The sequence below is a fragment of the Streptomyces sp. WMMB 322 genome (assembly GCF_900090145.1).
GTDB lineage: Bacteria > Actinomycetota > Actinomycetes > Streptomycetales > Streptomycetaceae > Streptomyces.
On sequence record NZ_FMHI01000001.1, the window covers coordinates 372,497 to 390,735 of the forward strand.

The following is an 18,239-nucleotide window of genomic DNA, read 5'->3' on the forward strand; positions in this document are numbered from 1 at the left end:
CGCTTCCGGCGGTGATGCCATGTGGGGCCGCACCGAGCAGCAGGATTTCCGCAGCAGGGTGCGAGGCTGCCTCCTGGGCGGTGCGATCGGGGACGCTCTCGGTGCGGGCATCGAGTCCGACTCGCTGAGCGCGATCCGGCAGGCCCACGGGCAGGCCGGAGTGACGGATTTCGTGCCCGCCTACGGCCGGCGCGGCGCCATCACGGACGACACCCAGATGACGCTCTTCACCATGGACGGCCTCATCCGCGCGCACGTACGCCGGGACACCGGCGCCTGGCACCCGCCCACAGACGTACACGCCGCCTACCTCAGGTGGGCCGCGACGCAGCGGGACTGGGGTCCGGACGAGCGCAAGAAGGAGGACGGCTGGCTCGCGCGCGAGGAGTGGCTGTACGCCCAGCGCTCCCCGGGCAAGACCTGCCTCAGCGGACTCGCGGACGAGCGCATGGGCACTCTGGAGAGGCCCAAGAACCCCGAGTCCAAGGGCTGCGGCACCGTCATGCGCTCGGCGCCCTTCGGGCTTCTGGTGGGCTGGGAGCCGCAGTTGGTCTTCCAGCTCGCCGTGGAGTGCGCCGCCCAGACGCACGGGCACCCCACGGGATATCTGGCGGCCGGCGCGTTCGCCGCGATCATCCACTCCCTGGCCCGCAAGGACACCCTCGACCACGCCGTACAGAAGACGCTGGCCCAGCTCGCCACGCGGCCGGGCCACGAGGAGACGACGGACGCCCTGAAGAGGGCGCTCGGCGCGGTGCGCCAGGGCATGCCGTCGCCGGAACGGGTGGAGTCGCTCGGAGAGGGCAGGACCGCCGAAGAGGCGCTCTCCATCGGCGTCTACTGCGCGCTGGTCGCCGAGGACGTACGGCACGGGCTGCTGCTCGCCGTGAACCACAGCGGCGACAGCGACTCCACCGGATCGGTCTGCGGCAACCTTCTGGGCACCGTGCACGGGGAGACGGCGCTGCCGCCCGCGTGGGTCGCGGAGCTTGAGGGGCGCGCGACGGTGCTCGAACTGGCCGACGACTTCTCGATGGAGATGACCCAGGGGCCCGCGCTGCACGCCCCGGGCGCGGCCTCGCAGGCGTGGCTCACCCGCTACCCGCGGGCGTGACCGCGACCCTGAAACGACTTGCGCGAACCGCGGAACTGTACCTGTGCAAAGTTGACCTGAGTCTGACCTGAGTCTGACTTGACTCCTCACGGGGAAGGTCGCCGGCTCGTCGCGCGCGTACCTCCCGGACGGGAAAGAGCCCCCTCGGCAGGGACGGCGGACCGGTCGAGAGGGCTCTTGGCTGGAGGCCGGGGCGGTGCTTCAGCCGGTGCGGACGGAACCTCCGTCGCACACACCGGTCACGAAGCCCGTCCAGGCCCGCGGTGGGAAGGCCAGCGACGGCCCGTCCGCAACCTTCGAGTCACGTACGGCCACCGCATCCCGGGTAGGGGACTTCACCTCGACACACGCACCGTTCGCCGAGTAGCTCGATTTGAACCAGTCTCTCGTGTTTCCCTGCTGAATTGCCATGTCTGCTCCGGTTGTTCGACTCCGTGAGCGACCGTACGCCTCGATTTCCCAAAGCGAAGAGGCCGTTCACTCGACCGGATGGCATATTCACCACGACACTTCACGCACTCCAGGGCAGGGTGTACGCTCCCCGCCGCTCAGCCACGGGCATAGTCCTTTGCCACATTCTCGATGAACTCACGTGTCTGGTCCGGGTTGAGAGCTTCGGCGCGCAAATGCTCGTACATGACGCTGTAACTCTGCACGTCGTGCGATTTCTCCAGATACAGGTCGCTCGTCACGCCCTCCAGATACACGACGGAGGAGTCCGAGGTGTCGGGGAACTCGAGAATCGCGTACTGCCCGTTGACGCCGGGGTGCGCGCCCATCGAGAACGGCATCACCTGAACCGTCACATGCGGCAGTTGCGAGACCTCGTTCAGCCGTTCCAACTGCTCGATCATGGTCTGCCGGCCGCCCACCTGGCGGCGCAGCGCCGACTCGTCGAGCACCGCCCACAGCCGCAGCGGATGCCGAGAGTCGCTGATCCGCTCCTGGCGCCGCATGCGCACCTGCACGCGCTTTTCGATGTCCGCGGGGGACGCCTCGGGCTGCGCGCCCTCGCAGACGGCCTCCGCGTACGCCCGCGTCTGCAACAGGCCCGGCACGACCTGGGGTTCGTAGACCCGCAGGGAGGCCGCGTCCGTCTCCAGGCCGATGTAGACGCTGTAGGGGATGTCACCGAACGCGTGCCACCAGCCCTGCTGGCGGGACTCCTTGGCCATCTGCATCAGGGATTCGACTATGCGCTTGTCCTCGACCTCGTAGACACCGCAGAGGTCCCTCACGTCGCGCTGGCTGATGCTGCGGCGCCCGTTCTCCAGACGGCTGATCTTCGACTGCGAGACCAGCAGACGGTCCGCGACCTCCTCGGCCGTCATGTTCTTCAACTCGCGGAGACGGCGCAGCTCCTGGCCCAGGCGGCGGCGCCGGACTGTGGGGTTGACGTTTGACGCCACTGGGGGTGCACCTCCGCGTAAGTACGACTACTTTCAAGTAGATTGCCACTACCGTGAGCGATTTCGCTGGCGATTGGCAACAGAGGGTGCGGAGCCGGGCACACGGGCGCATCGGGTTACGGCCATGAAGGAAGCCCGCAAATCCTGCGGCTCGCGGGACGGTAGGGCGCGGAAACGGTGCGCGTCGCGCAGCGGGCGCACACCGCATCGCCCACATCCACCCGTGCGCGCCCCTTGCCGCCAACGCCGTTGCAGATCAGGGTAGTTCTCACGCCGCCCGGTGCAGGGCGGAGCGCTTGCCCTCCCGCCTCCCCGGCACGGTCCGTACGCGCTCGTCCGCCCATGCGCATGCGCGCGGGGTGGTGGTCCGGCCGTCCTCGTCGACAGCCGGACCACCACCCCGCGCGTCATCGCGGCGCCGGCACGCGCGTTGACGCGGTGCCGGTTGTGCCGGGTGCGCTCACGCGCACCCCGTGATCAGCGTGCGCCGGCGCGGACCATCCCGCCGATGCCCGGCCGTGCCTTCTCGGGCACCTGCCTGGACTGGACGTGCCCGGAGGGTACGCCCGCGCGCGCCGCCGCTTGACGACCGCTCTGGGCGGCGGGCGGTGCCGGAGCCCCGGCCGCGCCGTTGCCCGCCGCACGCCGGGGCTGCGCCCCTGCGCCGTTCTGCACATCCATCACGGCGTGCGCGACGAGACCGCCCATCGGGTCGTGCCTTATCAGATCCCGGAGCCGGGAGCGGCACGAGCGCCCCTCGTTGCCGGGATAGAGGTGCTTGCCGAGCCCGACCGCGTGGGCCAGCGCTGCAAGCGCCGCCGTCCGCGGGTCCGGTGGTACGCCGGTACGGATCGCGGCATCCAGCCGGGTTCGGATCTCCCGGCTGATCGTCGTCTCCGTCGCCTGGTAGCGCGTTGTCGGCAACACCCCGCACATCTGGCTTGATACGGCGTGCACCATGCCGCACCGCTCCAGGTGTGTGAGATAGGTTTGGCGAAGCCCCAACCGGGGTCCGCCGATCCAGTGGACGGCGCGCACCGGACTGCCACGCCTTCGCAGCAACTCCAGTGCGGAGTCCAGAGTTGGATCTCCGGTCGGCCGTGGCAGCACCACGGCGATACGGTCCCCGTCAGGGGCTATACGTCCTGCGAGAGCCAGCTCGACGAGCTGGGCCCCGGCCAGGCCGAGGTCAAGCGACTGCGGCTGTGCCGTGGTGCCCGTGGCCGGGTCCAAAGCCAGCAGCAGAAGCTCCTCCGGAATAGTTCTGCGGCTCCTGCCCATCCATGCCTCCCCGCGTGGATGTCTGACAGGGTGACCCCTCTCACAATGGTCTGTCGAGAGTGCCTGGGCGTTATGGACGGAACCAGTAGGTATGTCGTTCTCGTCTGCACGGTCGTAGAGACCAGTCCGTGACCTTGCCGGAGCCCCCGCGCGATATGGGGGGCGAGGCGCGCAGGACACTGTTAACTGTTACGGCGAGCGGCGAGCATTCATCAGCAGGAGGCATCGGTGGCGGGCGAGTCCCCCGACAAGGTGGAGCGCAAGGAGTCGTCGGGGGAGACGGCGGCAGGTGGTCGGGTGGTTGCGCCCGCGGACGGGAAGAAGTCCGGGAAGAAGCGCGAACGGAAGAGCGCCGGGGAGCCGGATGCCGCCCGTGCCGACTCCGCCCACGTGCCGGGCCAAGCCCGTGACGAAGCCGTGGACGACGACTCCGGCACGCCTGCCGAGGACGTCGCCGACGCCTCGGGCGGCCCGGAAGCGGAAGCCGCCGACGGCGTCGGCGCCGATGACGACGCCGCGGACGCCGACACCGGTGATGCCGCGGACGCGGCGAGCGGGTCCGGCGGTGCCGGGCGCAACGACGCGCGCTTGAGGGCCGCGGTCGCGGCATGGGTCGCGGGCACGGACGACGAGCCGGGCGAGGCCACGGACGAGGCGGTCCGGGACGGCGAGGGCGCCGGGGGTGCCGGATACGGACCGGGGAAGTCCGGCGCAGGGGAGAAGAATTCAAGCCAAATCCCGGCGGACGAGGCGCCCCTGCGTCCGGAGTCCGCCGACGCACCGGAGGCATCAGCCGCCTCAACGGCCTCAGGGCGCTCAGGCGGCGCTGAGGGCTCCGCGGAGCCCACGGGCGAGACCGACCACCCCACGGCGATGTTCAGGACTGTACGGCCCGGCTCTGACGATTCCGCGGCCGCGACGGACAGCGAGGAGGCCGCGAGGCGGGCCGAGCGCATGACCGCGGCCTTCTTCGGCTCGGGCAAAGCCCCGCAAACCGGGGAAGCGGACGGAAAAGCCGAGGAGAAGGCCGAAGAGAAGTCGGCAGAGGCAGAGGAGAAGGCCGAAGAGAAGCCGGCAGAGGCCGAGGAGAAGCCGGCGGAGAAGCCGGAAGCGGAAGAAGCGGATGCCGTCGCGGACTCCGGTGCGGCCCGGGAGCCGCTGACGGCCGACGAGGGTGAGGGCGGCGCCGGCGAGGACGGGTCCGCAACGCCGCCGGACGCGAGGGAACCGGAGCCCGAGCCGGAGCCGGGAACGGAGCCGGAGTCGGAGTCGGCACCGGAACCGAGCGGTGACGGGCCGGGCGCGGACGGCGAGCCGGCCGCCGGTCACGGCAAGCATGCCGAGGAAACCGCCAAGGCCGCCAAGGCCGAGAAGGCCGCGAAGGCTGAACAGGCCGCGAAGGCTGAACAGGCAGGGAAGGCTGAACAGGCAGGGAAGGCTGAACAGGCAGGGAAGGCTGAACAGGCAGGGAAGGCCGGCGGGTTCGAAGAGCCCGACGGGCTCGGCGGAGCCAAGGAGCCGGACGAGGCTGACGATTCCGCGCGGGCGGGCGAGGGGCCGGGCAGCGTCGACCAGCCCACGACCGCCTTCCGTGCTCTGGAGCCGGACGCTGCGGCTGCCGACAGCTCCGCGAAGGACTCCGCCGAGGACGACGGTGGCCGTACCGGTCGCGTCGACCAGCCGACGACCGCCTTCCGTACCGTCGAGCCCCGGGAGCGCGGTGAGGCCGACGACCGGGACGGGACCGCCGGTTCCGGGGCGTCGGGAGACGCCAAGGACGGCAAGGACGGCAACGAAGGCAAGGAAGCGGAGGACGGCGAGGACGATCCGGAGGGTGCGGACGCAAAGCAGGCAAAGCCCGCCGAGTCCGCCAAGCCTGCGGAGCCCGCCAAGCCTGCCGAGCCCGTGGATCCGCGGGTGGCCCCTCTGCCGAAGTCCGGCGCCGAGTCGGACGCGGAGCGCACGAGTCAGTTCGTGCCGCTGCGTTCGGCCGACGCGCCCCCGCGGCCGAAGCGTGAGCCCGGCACCGCCGTGCCGCCGAAGCCCGAGGGGCTGCCCACCGCGGGCGCGTTGCCGCCGGAGGTCGAGCAGCCTGAGCTCACCGAGGCCGAGCTGACCCGGCAGCAGGTGCGGCCGGACCAGGCGCCGATCGACCTGCTCGCCCAGCTGACCAACACTCCTCCGAAGCCGGAGACTCCGCTGCGCACCGCCGTGCGCCGGATCAAGATCTGGACGCCGCTGGCGGTGCTGCTGGCGATCGTCTTCGCCATCGCACAGGCCGTACGGCCGCTGCCCGACCCGGAGTTGTCGCTGTCGGCCTCGCCGACCCACAGCTTCAAGGGGGCGAAGCCGACCGTGCCCTGGCCGTCCGAGGGGCAGGCCGCGCTGGAGGTGCAGGGCCTCGGTTCGTTCGGCACGTCCGGGAAGCAGAAGCCGGTGCCCATCGCGAGCGTGGCGAAGGTGATGACCGCGTATGTCATCCTCCGGGACCACCCAGTGAAGAAGGGCTCGGGCGGCGCGAAGATCACCGTCGACAAGAAGGCCGAGGACGAGGCGGGACTGAGCGCCCAGAACGAGTCGACCGTCGAGGTGAAGAAGGGGGACACGCTCTCTCAACGGGAGGCGGTCCAGGCGGTGATGATCGCGTCCGCCAACAACGTGGCACGTCTGCTGGCGCGTTGGGACGCGGGTTCGGAGAAGGCGTTCGTGAAGAAGATGAACGCCGCCGCCAAGCAGTTGGGGATGAAGAACACCAAGTACACCGACCCCAGCGGCCTGACGTCCTCCACCGTGAGTACCGCCACGGATCAGGTGAAGCTCGCGAAGAAGGCGATGGGGATCGACCTGTTCCGCGAGACCGTGCGGATGCCCGGCTACACCGACACCAAGGGCGACGAGCACGGCAACTGGAACAAGCTCGTACCGCTGGACGGGGTCGTCGGAATCAAGACCGGTACGACCACGAAGGCGGGCGGCAACCTGCTCTTCGCCGCGGAGAAGAACGTCGGCGGGACGCAGCAGCTGATCGTGGGTGCCGTGCTCGGGCAGTACGAGCCGTCGATACTCGACACCGTGCTCGCCGAGAGCAAGAAGCTCATCGACGCCGCGCAGGACTCGCTGCGCGCGCAGAAGGTGGTGCAGAAGGGCGAGGTCGTCGGTTACGTGGACGATCAGCTCGGCGGCAGGACACCCGTGGTCGCGTCCCGGGACGTCTCGGCCGTCGGCTGGTCCGGCCTGAAGGTCGAACTCGGGCTCACGGACGGCGGCAGGACCCTGCCCCACGAGGGGAAGGCGGGCGACAGGGCCGGCACGCTGACCATCGGCGACGGGCCGGGCCAGGTGAGGGTGCCCGTGACGCTGAAGGAAGACATGACGGAGCCGGGCTTCGGGGCGAAGTTGACCAGAATCCTGTGACCCGGGTGACATGACCCGGTGAGAGGGGCCCGGCTCACAAAGGGGTGAGGCCGGCCGAGCCGTACGGGGAGAGAGCGCAGTGCCGACTGTGCAGGAGCCGCAGATGCCGGAAGGCGACGACGCCGGTATAAGTCCCGGGGACGGGTTGCCCGTTCCCGCCACGGGGACGGACACCGGCACCGTGCCCGGACCCAGGCGGGAGCCGGACGCCGGCGCCCGCGAGGGCACTGCCGCCCGGCCCCGCAGGCGGGCGCCGTCACGGCGCCCGCGCCCCGGCCCTGACGGCCGGGGAGGGGACGTGACCTCCGCCCCGGAGTCCGGCACCCCCGCCACGGCCCCCGCCCCGGAGTCCGGTGGCGAGGCCGACGCGGAGCCCCGTACCGCCGCTGACCAGCACGCGCGGGCCGACACCGGCACAGGCGCGGACGTCGCCCTCGCGCCCCGGCGCGAGACGGGTCATCCCGACCCCGAGCGTGTCAGTGACCGCGGCCGCGACCGCGAGCGTGAACGCGCCCCCGACCCCGACCCCGATCGCGACCGTGACCACGACCGCGACCCCGACCCCGATCTTGACCGCGGGCGCGTCCGCGACGGGGACCGGACACGTGACCCCGCCCGGCGGCGCCCCCGTTCGTCCGTGCTGCGGCACGCGGGGGAACTGCTGCGTCATCCCGTCGCCTCACCCGTACTGCTCGCGACCGCCCTGCACCTGGTGTGGCTGTGGCTGCTCGCCAGCGGCGGCGGCGACCTGGCGGCTCAGGACGCGTGGGCGGAGTTCGTCGGGGAGCACCCGGACTCCGCCTACAACCTCGCCTGGTACGGCGGGCTGCATCCCTTCTCGTACAGCGTTCTCTCGCCCTACCTCATGGCCTGGCTCGGAGTGCGAAGCACCCTGATACTGGCCGGGGTTCTCTCCTCCGGGCTGCTGGCGCTGATCCTCCGGCGGGTTCTGCGCAGGCCGCTCGTGCCCGCCCTGTGGGGCGCCTTCTCCTTCACGTGCAACGCCGCATCGGGACGCGTGACCTTCGCTCTCGGGGTGCTCTTCGCGCTCGGTGCCGTCGCCATGGTGTGGGCGTGGCCGCGACGCTGGTGGCGCAGCGCCGGCAAGGGACGGCTGGCGCGGGGCGCCGCCGCGGCCCTGCTGGCGGCGCTCGCGACGACGGGCAGTCCCGTCGCCGGGCTGTTCCTCGAAGTGGTGGCCGCCGCCCTCTTCCTCGACCGGCGCCGCCAGGCCGCCTATTCGCTCGCGGTCACACCCCCCGTCGTGGTGGCGCTCTCAGCCGTCCTCTTCCCGTTCCAGGGAGTGCAGCCGATCCCGTGGTGGTCGGTCCTCTTCCCGCTCGCCGGAGCCGTCTCCGCCTACCTGTTCGTGCCCCGTTCCTGGCGCACCGTGCGGCTCGGTGCGCTGGTGTACGCGGCCGGCGCCGTGCTCACGTGGCTGATCCCCTCGCAGGTCGGGTCGAACGTGGAACGCCTGAGCCTGCTGTTCGGCGTGGTGATCCTGCTTGCGGCCGCTCCGCTGGTCGTCCGCGACTGGCGGTCGCGTCGCGGCGTGGCGATGACCGTCGCTCTCGTGGTCGCGGTCGGCTGGCAGATCGGCAAGCCCTCCTACGACGTCTTCGCCACGACTCCGGACGATGCCTGGACCGCTGAACTGCGTCCGCTCGTCGAGCAGTTGAAGAGCGTCGACGCGACACGCGGACGGGTGGAGGTGGTGCCCGTACGCAGCCACCGCGAGGCGTCGGCGCTCGCCCCGTACGTGAATCTCGCCCGCGGCTGGAACAGGCAGGCCGACACCGACCGCAACCCGCTCTTCTACGAGAACGGCAACCTGACGGCGGAGAGTTACCACAAGTGGCTGCGGCGGTGGGCGGTGCACTACGTGGTGCTCCCCTCCTCGCCCCCGGACGGGGCCGGCAAGGAGGAGGCCGAGATCGTCCGCAGGGGGCAGCCCTATCTGAAGGAGATCTGGAGCGGCGTGCACTGGCGGCTCTTCCGCGTCGCCGATCCGCAGCCGATGGCGGAGCCGCCGGCGAGCGTGACGCACGCGGGCGCGGGCGAGGTGAGCGTGCGGGTGCCGCATCGCGGAGCCGTGCTCGTGCGGATTCCGTGGTCGCCGTGGCTGGGCCTCGTCGATGCGAAGGGCCGCCGCATCGAGGCTCCCGAGCCGGGCGAGCCGAACCGCCACGGGTGTGTGCGCAAGGCCAGGCCGCAGGTGGGCGGGCCGCCGCCGCCCGGCAAGGACGAGCCTGTGACGGACACCTGGACCCTGCTGGAGGCGCCGCGCCCCGGTACGTACCGGCTGGCGGCGCCCTACAAGCTGCCCCGCGGTACGACCTGTCCGAGCGGGGGCGCCAGGATCGGTCCGGCGGAGGGGACCGGCGGGGACGGCGGGCAGGCGCCGTCGGCCGACGCGGACGACCGCTGACGGGGAGGCGGGCCGCCCGGACGGGCCGCCCGCCGACCCCAGCAGGCCGCTGACCGGCGGTTGTGCACGCGGCGCAGGCACCGCCGGGGGAGGAGCGGCGGGGCGCCGGGCGCCTCGCCGCTGTCAGTCACCGCTGTCAGTCACCCCTGTCAGTCGCGGCAGCGACTGCTGTCAGCCGCCGCTGCCGTAGGGGCGGGTGAGGATCTCCATGGAGTGCCCGTCCGGGTCGGCCCAGTAGACGCCGCGGCCGCCGTCGTTGTGGTTGATCTCGCCTGGGCGCTGCCGGTACGGGTCCGCCCAGTAGGTCAGCCCCGCGTCCTCGATGCGGCCGAAAATGGAGTCGAACTCGTCCTCGGAGACCAGGAACGCGTAGTGCTGCGGCGTGACGCCGCCTTCGCCGGCGTCCGCGAAGTCGAGGGTGACGTCGTTGGCGGCGACCACCGGCAGGAACGGGCCGAACTGGGGCTGCACTTCCAGCCCCAGCAGACCGGCGAGGAACTCGGCGGAGGCCTTCTTGTCGGTGGCGTGGACGATCGTGTGGTTGAGCCGGACGGCCATGTCTCTCCCCATTCACTCGGTCCGTGGCAGCTTCACTCGGTCCGTGGCACGTGCCGGAGCCGGGAGACCCGGCGCCGTCGGTGCCTGTCCTGCCTGCACCCGGTTCCAACGGAGGCCGGCCGCGGTTGATTTCGCGTCCGGTTTCGGTCTTTCGTCGTAGTCCCGGCGGTCGGGGGACGCGTTTCATCCCGCGAGGCCGCGGGTCCGGTCACGAAGGCGCCGGCGCCCGTCACGCAGACTTGCGCGGCAGCCCGGCCGGCCACGGCATCGCGCGAGGCCTGTCACGAAGGCGGGCGCATGCCAGTGTGCGGCAGCAGCGGCACGAGGGCGTCCCAGCGCTTCATCTCGCACCCGTTCTCGCGGTTGAAGTGGGCGTCGACGCGCTTTCCGGCCCAGACGCCGCGCACATGTGCGCTGGCGGCACCCCCGTACTGCAAGGTGCAGTGCATGCCGGGGGTCACGGGGGCGAAGGGGTCCTTGCCCCAGACGGTCATCTCGTCCAGCCTGTCGCACGCTTCCTCGGCGTCCCGGTGGTCGCCGGCAGTGGGATGGCAGTACAGCTCGTAGGTGCCGTCAGCGGTGGCACCGCCGGATTCCGCGACGGTGACGGTGAGGTGGTCGACCTGACCGTGGCGTGCGTCGGCGAGCGCGCCGGGGCTCACGGTGAGGGCGGAGGTCAGTGCGGTGACGGTGAGGGCGAGGCGGCGGATCAGCATCGTGGACTCCTGGACTCCTGGACGCCGGCGGGGAACGCGGGGAACGCGGGGAACGCGAGCGGGCCGGGCTGCGCGAACGGGCCGCGAGAGCGCGGCGGGTGGGCCGCCCGGTCCTGCGGTCCCCTTGGTGCGGCAACGCGCCGGAGAGGGCGCGCGTCGCGCTCGGCGCCGCACGTTGACCGGAACGAGTTACGCCGGGCCGCATACGGACGGACGTGACGAGCGACCGGCGCCCGGCGCGGGGACGTGCTGACCGGCGCGCGGACCGCCGGCAAGACGGCGAACCCGCGCGCCGGCGAGGCGAGAGGCAGGCCCGGTGAAGGCTGCGGGAAGGGGGCGGGCCCACTCCGCGCTCCGGCCCCCGGTCGCGCTTTCGCGCCCGTGCGGGTCGCCGTCCCTCATTCGTGGGTGGCCGGGCCGAGGGGTGCCGGGCGGCTGCCGTCGAGGGCGCCGGGGAGCGGGCCGTGCGGGCGGAGCACGTCGAGCTGCGTGCCGGGCCCCTGCCGTCCCTGGACGCCGTCGTCCGCTGTGTGCGGCTCCTCGCCGGTGTCCGGTCGGTCCGGTCCGTCGGGTCCGTCCGGTCCGCAGGAGCCGTCGGGCAGCACCCTCCGGTGTTCCCGCGGAGCTCCTGGGACGGCTCTGCCCTGGCGGTTCCATTCGTTCGCGAGCCCGGCGTAGATCGGTTCCAGCCAGTAGGCGCCGGTCAGTTCCGCGAACTGTGTACGGGGTTCACCCGGTTCGCCCGGCCCGAGCGCGTCGCCCCGCGCGGTCCCCAGAACGATGAATGACGTGTTTCCCATGCCGGGGCAACACCGGGTGGCCGTGCGGAGACACCGTCCAGGTGGTCGCTTCACTGCCACGAGAGCCCTCGTTCGATCACACGTTGGTCACGGAACGTCAAGAACGGGTGTCAATGCCCGAGTCTGTACGGAAGCGCGGCCGGGAAGCTCCCGGCCCGGAGAACTGGACGGAGCCGCGGGCGCGGGCCCGCGGCTCCGTCCTTCAGAGGGGGGACCTCCATGCGGAAGCTGACCTACTTCGTCGCCGTGTCGATCGACGGATTCATCGGCGGCCCCGACGGTGACGGCCGGTTCTTCACCGAGTACGTGGACGAGGAGTTCCTCGAATACCTCAAGGCGGAGTTCCCCGAGACCATGCCGACCCACGGGCGCCGGATGCTGGGCATCGACGACCTGGAGAACCGGCAGTTCGACACCGTCGTCCAGGGCCGGGCGAGCTACGACCTCGCGTTGGAGATCGATGTCACCAGCCCGTACGCCCACTTGCGCCAGTACGTCGCCTCACGGACCGTCGAGAAGTCGCCGGACCCGGCCGTGGAGATCATCTCGGAGGATCTGACGGGGCGGATCCGTGCCCTGAAGGAGGAAGAGGGGCCGCTCGGTGTGTATCTGTGCGGCGGCTCCCGGCTCGCCGGTGAACTGGTGGACGAGATCGACGAGTTGGTTCTCAAGACCTATCCGCTGGTGCTCGGCTCCGGCATGCCGCTGTTCGCATCGGGGTTCGGCTTCAGGCGGTTCGCGCTGGAGTCGGTCCGTACGTTCGGCAACGGCGCCGTCGTGAGCCGGTACAGCCGGACGCGGTGAGCGCCGCCCCCGAACCGCCCGGACCCGGACCGCACCGCCCGAACCCGAACCGCACTGCTTGAACGCACCACTCGAACGCACCGTCCGGACCGCCCCGGGCCGCCCCTGCGCGGGCGGTCAGCTGATCTGCCGGCGGACCAGCTCGTGGAACTCCCCGGCGGTGTCGGCGAGGAGTTCCGCGGGCGACCCCTGCTGGACGATCCGTCCCCGTGACATCACGAGCACACGGTCGGCGTCCATGACGGTGGAGAGCCGGTGCGCGATCACGATGCGGGTGGCCTGGAGTTTGCGGGTGCTCTCGATGACGGTGCGCTGCGTCTCGTTGTCCAGCGCGCTCGTCGCCTCGTCGAAGTAGAGGATGCGCGGACGCCGGATGAGGGCCTGGGCGATCATCAGGCGCTGCCGCTGTCCGCCGGAGACGGCGGCGCCGCCGTCGGAGAGGATCGTGTGCATCCCCATGGGCATGCGCTTGATGTCCTCGGCGAGGCCCGCCATCTCCGCGGCCTCCCACGCCTCGTCGTGGGAGTAGATCTCCGCACCGCAGATCGAGTCGAGGATCGAGCCGACGAACGGCTGTGCGTTCTGCATCACGACGCCGCACTGCCGGCGCACCGCCGCCTGGTCGAGGGCGGCGAGGTCCTGCCCGTCGTAGAGGACGCTGCCCGAGACCGGCTTCTCGAAGCCGATGAGCAGCCTCAGCAGTGTCGACTTGCCGCAGCCGCTGGGGCCGACGATCGCCACGAACTCGCCGGGCTCCACGCGCAGTGAGACGTCGTCGAGCGTCAGCGGGCCGTCCTCGCTGTAGCGGAAGGACAGCTGCCGGGCCTCGATCTCGCCGGTGAGTTCGCCGGGCTGTGCGCTGCCGCCGCGCACCTCGGTGGGTTCGTGCAGCACGGGCTTGACCTTCTCGAACATCGGCAGCGCGGCGGCGGCGGATATCAGCGAGTTGGTCAGCTGGGTCACCGACGTCAGCATCATCGTGACGGCGGTGTTGAAGGTGAGGAACCCGCTGGAGGACAGGCTGCCCCGGGCCGGGCCCGCCAGCAGCATGAAAAGGACGAGCGAAGTGAGCGGGAGATAGACCGAGTTGAGGACCGTCGTGAGGTTCTTGATCCGGCCGACGCGCTGCTGGAGCTCCCGGCTGCGGGCGAACTCCCGTGCCCACGCCGCGTACGCGAAGCTCTCGGCGGCGGCCACGCGGAGCTTCGGCAGCCCGCGAAGCGTCTGGAACGACATGTTGTTGAGCTTGTTGTTGAGGTCCACCAGCTTGCTCTGCCAGCGCAGCTGCCAGACCCCCATCGCGACGAACGCCCCCGCGATGACGACGAGCAGACCCACCGCCATCAGAGCCAGCGGGACGCTGTAGAAGAGCAGCAGCGCCAGGTTCATGGTGCCGACGGTGCACGCCTGCACGGCCACCGGGCCCACCCCGGACAGCACGCGCCGCATGGTGCTGATCCCCATGGCGGCGCTGGCCAGTTCGCCCGTGGAGCGTTCCGCGAAGAACTTCGTCGGGAGCCGCAGCAGCCGGTCCCACACGGCGGGTTGCAGCGCCGCCTCCACGCGTCCCTCCATGCGCAGGATGGAGGTGTTCTGCAGCAGCATGAACGCGGCGGAGACGAAGCTGCTGAGCACGATCGCCAGCGAGACCTGCGTGATGAGGCTCGTCTCGGCGTTCGGCACGTACACACCGAGCACCTGGCCCGTCGCGATCGGCACCAGGGCGCCCAGGCCGACGGCGACGAGCCCGCCGAGGATCAGGTTCCGCAGGTCCATGCGGGTTCCGCCGAGGCAGAACCGCAGCAACTGCCAGGCGTTCAGGGGTTCTTCGGGCAGCGGCCGGTAGAACATCACGGCCCGCGGCTCGAACTCGCCGGCGCGTGACTTGCGGATCCTGGTGCGTGCGCCGTCCGCGTCGACCGCCTCGTACCGGCCGCGGCGCCACAGCAGCGCAACGGGTGCCCCGGACGCTGCCTTGTGGCCCACGAGCGGTCCGGTGTTCTCCCGCCACCAGCGGCCCCGGAGCTTCACGACCCGGGTGCGCACCCGTGAGCTGAGAGCGATGCGTTCGACGGGATTCGTACGGTCGCCCGCCGCGCGGCCCTGCGCGGGAGCCGACAGCTCGATGCCCGCGGCGCCCGCGACCTTGCGGGCGACGACGAGGGTCGCGTCGTCGTTCGCGGAGGTGGACGCGGAGGAGCCCTTGCCGGTGGTGTTGATGGAGGCCAGCAGCGCCTGGTCGGCCTGCGCGCGCACGGCCTCGCCGGCCTCGATGCCCGCGGCCGTGCGGTCCTCGTGCGCGCGCTCGAGCCGTTCGATCCAGCGGTCGAGGGCGGAGAGCAGCCGGAACTGCTGGTCGACCATGCGCTGCCACATCGCGCCGTCGACGAGCAGCTGGGACGCCGCGCCCTGGCTGAACTCGGCTCCGTACTGGACGCTGCGGGGATCGACGTGCATCCAGAGGATCTCGTCGTCGTCCTGGCCGTGGCCGGTGCCCGGGTGGACGGCGCCGGGAGTCACCTCGCCGTCGAGCGGCGCCTCGAACAGGACGCGGAGGCTGCGTCCGATGCCCAGGGCGAAGGCCGTGTCGAGCGGGGTGTGGGGCAGGGCCGCGACGCCCTCGGCCGTTGTCTGGTTCGCGTCCCAGGACGCGTGGTTGCGGAAGTGGGCGGAGACGCTGCTGTAGTCGGGCCTCTGCAGTTCGCGGAGTTCGATGCGGCGCAGCCCGCACTCGCGCAGCGGCCTGCCGACCAGCGTGTGCTGGGTTCCCTCGATCGGCCCGAGGACGAGGGTGCCCGGCTCCAGCCTGCCGAGGAAGTGCCAGTGGCCCTGCTGCACCGCGTCGACGGCGAAGAGGTCCATGGCTCCGCCGGTCACCAGCCACAGCACATGGGGGCCTTCGAGGGGGAGACTGCGCACGCCGGTGCAGTCGACGCCATCGCCGAGCATGCCGAAGGCGGCGATGACGGGGTCCTGGGGGTGGGGCGCGGCAACGGCGGCGCCGTGTTCGCCGGAGCCGTGCGCGGGCGGGCGCTGTCCTCCCAAGTCGTGTGCGGGGACGGGGTGTTCGCCCGTCTCGTGCATCGGGGCGGGGTGTTCGCCGGTGTCGTACGACGGGATCCGGTACTCGCCCGTGTCGTACGAATTCGCCCCGTACGCCGGGGTGTTGTGCCCCCCTGTGTCGTACGGGCCCGTCTCGTACGCGCCCGTGTCGTAGGGGCCGCCGTACGAGCCGGCCCCCTGGCCGACCGCCTCCTGCGCACCGGTTTCGTGAGCGCCGTGCTGCGGGTCCGCGGTGCCGTACGGCGGGGTGGGCCCGCCCTGGGCGGCCGTGCCGTACGAGCCGGTGTCCCACTGCCCCGTCTGCCACGAGCCGGTGTCCTGCCCGGCCGTGCGGGGATCCCTTGCGGAGCGGTCGCCGGATGCCACGTCAGTGCTCCTTGACCAGTTCGGCGTACGGGCCGCCGCGGGCGACCAGTTCCTCGTGGCGTCCGCGTTCCACGACACTCCCGTGGTCCAGCATGACGATCTCGTCGCTGTCGCGGACGGTGCTCAGCCGGTGCGCGATGACGACGCAGGCGCAGCCGCGCCGCCGCAGGTTGTCGATGATGAGCTGCTCGGTCTGGGCGTCCAGGGCGCTCGTCACCTCGTCCAGCACGAGAATGCTCGGCCGGCGCACCAGCGCGCGGGCGATCTCGAGGCGCTGGCGCTGCCCGCCCGAGAGGTTGCGGCCGTCCTGCTCGACGCGGCTGTGGATGCCGCCGGGCCGCCGCGTGAAGTCGTCGAGCACGGCGGCGTCCCGCAGCGCGGCGGTGACGGCCTCGTCGGATATGGACGGGTCCCACAGCGCCACGTTGTCCCGCACCGTTCCCTCGAAGAGGAAGACGTCCTGGTCCACGAAGGAGACGGAGGCGGCCAGCGCGCTGCGGGAGATGTCCTCCAGGCGCTGCCCGTCGATGCGGATCACTCCCTCCCAGGGGCTGTAGAGGCCCGATATCAGCCGGGAGACGGTGGACTTGCCGCTGCCGGAGCCGCCGACGAGCGCGACCTGACGGCCCGGGCCGACCGACAGGGAGAACTCCGTGAGCAGCGGCTTGTCGAGCGGGCTGTAGCCGAAGGTGATGTTCTCCAGCGACACATGGCCCTTGAGGCGGCGGGTGTCCGCGACGGGCTCGCGCCGCGAGTAGAGCGAGTCGACGGGGAAGTTCTCCACGTCCTTCAGCCTCGCCATGTCCGCGGCGAAGTCCTGGATGCGCCCGGCGACGCCGTTGAGCCGTGTGATGGGAGCGGTGAAGCGCGTCACGAGCGCCTGGAAGGCGACCAGCAGACCGATCGAGATGTGGCCCTCCACGGCCCGCATGCCGCCGATGAGCAGGATCATCGCGCTGTTGAGCGTCGCGAGCGTGGGTGCGACGACGGCCAGCCAGGCCGTGGGGACCCCGAGCTTCTGCTGCTCGTCCAGGGTGGTGGCGTGCTGCCCGGACCAGCGGCGGAAGTACCCGTTCTCACCGCCGGTGGCCTTCATCGTCTCGATCAGCTGCAGGCCGGTGTACGAGGTGTTGGTGAGGCGCGCGGTGTCCGCACGAAGCTTCTGCGTGCCGGTGGCGCGCATGCGGATCACCACGCGCATCGCGATGAGGTTCAGCAGTGCGATGCCCACGCCGATGACGGTGAGCTGCGGGTCGTACGTCCACAGCAGCACCGCGTAGAGGATGACGACGACGGCGTCCACGCCCGCGGCGGCCAGGTCGCGGGAGAGGGTCTCGGCGACGGTGTCGTTGGACTGGAGGCGCTGCACGAGGTCGGCGGGGCTGCGCTGCGCGAAGAACGTGACGGGCAGCCTCAGCAGGTGCCGGAAGAAGCGTGCGCTGCTGAGCGTCGAGGAGATGATGCGCCCCCGCAGCAGGTTCGCCTGCTGCAGGGCGGTCAGTACGGCCGTGAGCAGCACCATCGCGCCCATCGAGGCGAACAGCACACCCAGCAGCGACGTCTGGTCCCCGATGAGGAACATGTCGATGTAGGTGCGGCTCAGTGCGGGCACTGCCGCGCCCACGCCGACGAGCAGAAGGCTTGCGAGCAGCGCGGCCAGCATCGTGCCGGTGGTGCGGCGCAGCCTCGCCGGCATGGCGCTCATGGCGCTGGGGCGCTTGCCGCCGCGGCGGAAGTCCTCTCCGGGTTCGAAGGTGAGGACGACGCCGGTGAAGCTGGTGTCGAACTCCTCCAGCGGGACGAAACGGCGGCCCTTGTCGGGGTCGTTGATGTGCACGCCGCGCTTGCCGAGGCGGCGTCCCATCCCCTCGTAGACGACGTAGTGGTTGAACTCCCAGAACAGGACGGCGGGACCGGGGACCTCGGCGAGCGCCGCGGGCTCCATCTGCATGCCCTTGGCGGTCAGGCCGTAACTGCGGGCTGCCTTGAGGAGGTTGCTGGCGCGCGAGCCGTCGCGCGAGACACCGCAGGCGATGCGCAGCTGTTCGAGGGGGACGTGCCTGCCGAAGTAGCCGAGGACCATGGAAAGCGCGGCGGCGCCGCACTCCACGGCCTCCATCTGGAGCACCGTCGGTGTGCGGACGGCCTTGTACTGGGCCTTCGGTATCTGCACCGGTTTACGGCCCGTCCCCGCCGTGCGGTGCTTGCCGCTGTTCCGGGCCGCGGACCTGCCGCTCTTTCCGGTCTCGGGGCGGTGCTTCCTCCTGCCCGGGGGCGGCAGCCGGT

12 protein-coding genes are annotated in these 18,239 nt (G+C 71.3%); 4 read left to right on the top strand and 8 right to left on the bottom strand.

Going from position 1 to position 18,239, the window contains the following annotated elements; genetic code table 11:
• The first annotated feature begins 19 nt into the window (after positions 1-19).
• Positions 20-1,114: an ADP-ribosylglycohydrolase family protein gene (locus tag H180DRAFT_RS01665; protein WP_055484126.1), complete on the top strand. Its 1,095-nt coding sequence runs from the start codon at positions 20-22 to the stop codon at positions 1,112-1,114.
• A 201-nt stretch (positions 1,115-1,315) separates the two neighbouring features.
• Here H180DRAFT_RS01665 and H180DRAFT_RS01670 read toward each other — a convergent pair whose 3' ends face one another.
• From H180DRAFT_RS01670 to H180DRAFT_RS01680, 3 genes are all read right to left on the bottom strand, one after another.
• Positions 1,316-1,525, bottom strand: a complete 210-nt coding sequence (locus H180DRAFT_RS01670) for a DUF397 domain-containing protein (RefSeq protein WP_074466549.1) — start codon at positions 1,523-1,525, stop codon at positions 1,316-1,318.
• Between the two features lie 137 nt (positions 1,526-1,662).
• Positions 1,663-2,523, bottom strand: a complete 861-nt coding sequence (locus tag H180DRAFT_RS01675) for a helix-turn-helix domain-containing protein (protein WP_055484127.1) — start codon at positions 2,521-2,523, stop codon at positions 1,663-1,665.
• Positions 2,524-3,000: 477 nt separating this feature from the next.
• Entirely contained in the window at positions 3,001-3,804 is an 804-nt protein-coding gene (locus H180DRAFT_RS01680) for a GOLPH3/VPS74 family protein (protein WP_055484128.1), read from the bottom strand.
• 228 nt (positions 3,805-4,032) lie between these two features.
• Between H180DRAFT_RS01680 and H180DRAFT_RS01685 the strand changes: the two genes are divergently transcribed.
• Positions 4,033-7,218: a serine hydrolase gene (locus tag H180DRAFT_RS01685; protein ID WP_055484129.1), complete on the top strand. Its 3,186-nt coding sequence runs from the start codon at positions 4,033-4,035 to the stop codon at positions 7,216-7,218.
• A 298-nt stretch (positions 7,219-7,516) separates the two neighbouring features.
• Positions 7,517-9,646 carry a DUF2029 domain-containing protein gene (locus tag H180DRAFT_RS29660; RefSeq protein ID WP_175437703.1) on the top strand — a complete coding sequence of 710 codons (2,130 nt, stop codon included), beginning with the start codon at positions 7,517-7,519 and terminating at the stop codon, positions 9,644-9,646.
• Between the two features lie 171 nt (positions 9,647-9,817).
• Here H180DRAFT_RS29660 and H180DRAFT_RS01700 read toward each other — a convergent pair whose 3' ends face one another.
• From H180DRAFT_RS01700 to H180DRAFT_RS01710, 3 genes are all read right to left on the bottom strand, one after another.
• Entirely contained in the window at positions 9,818-10,204 is a 387-nt protein-coding gene (locus H180DRAFT_RS01700) for a VOC family protein (RefSeq protein WP_055484130.1), read from the bottom strand.
• A 281-nt stretch (positions 10,205-10,485) separates the two neighbouring features.
• Entirely contained in the window at positions 10,486-10,920 is a 435-nt protein-coding gene (locus H180DRAFT_RS01705; protein ID WP_055484131.1) for an SSI family serine proteinase inhibitor, read from the bottom strand.
• 398 nt (positions 10,921-11,318) lie between these two features.
• Positions 11,319-11,720: a hypothetical protein gene (locus H180DRAFT_RS01710; RefSeq protein ID WP_055484132.1), complete on the bottom strand. Its 402-nt coding sequence runs from the start codon at positions 11,718-11,720 to the stop codon at positions 11,319-11,321.
• 219 nt (positions 11,721-11,939) lie between these two features.
• Between H180DRAFT_RS01710 and H180DRAFT_RS01715 the strand changes: the two genes are divergently transcribed.
• Positions 11,940-12,524: a dihydrofolate reductase family protein gene (locus H180DRAFT_RS01715; RefSeq protein ID WP_055484133.1), complete on the top strand. Its 585-nt coding sequence runs from the start codon at positions 11,940-11,942 to the stop codon at positions 12,522-12,524.
• 117 nt (positions 12,525-12,641) lie between these two features.
• Here the strand turns inward: H180DRAFT_RS01715 and H180DRAFT_RS01720 are convergent, their stop codons facing one another.
• A complete protein-coding gene (locus H180DRAFT_RS01720) occupies positions 12,642-15,473 on the bottom strand; it encodes an NHLP bacteriocin export ABC transporter permease/ATPase subunit (protein ID WP_254665848.1) in 2,832 nt (943 codons plus the stop codon).
• A gap of 481 nt (positions 15,474-15,954) precedes the next feature.
• Positions 15,955-18,234, bottom strand: coding sequence for an NHLP family bacteriocin export ABC transporter peptidase/permease/ATPase subunit (locus tag H180DRAFT_RS01725; RefSeq protein WP_055484468.1), 2,280 nt, complete (start codon positions 18,232-18,234; stop codon positions 15,955-15,957).
• Between the last annotated feature and the right edge of the window lie 5 nt (positions 18,235-18,239).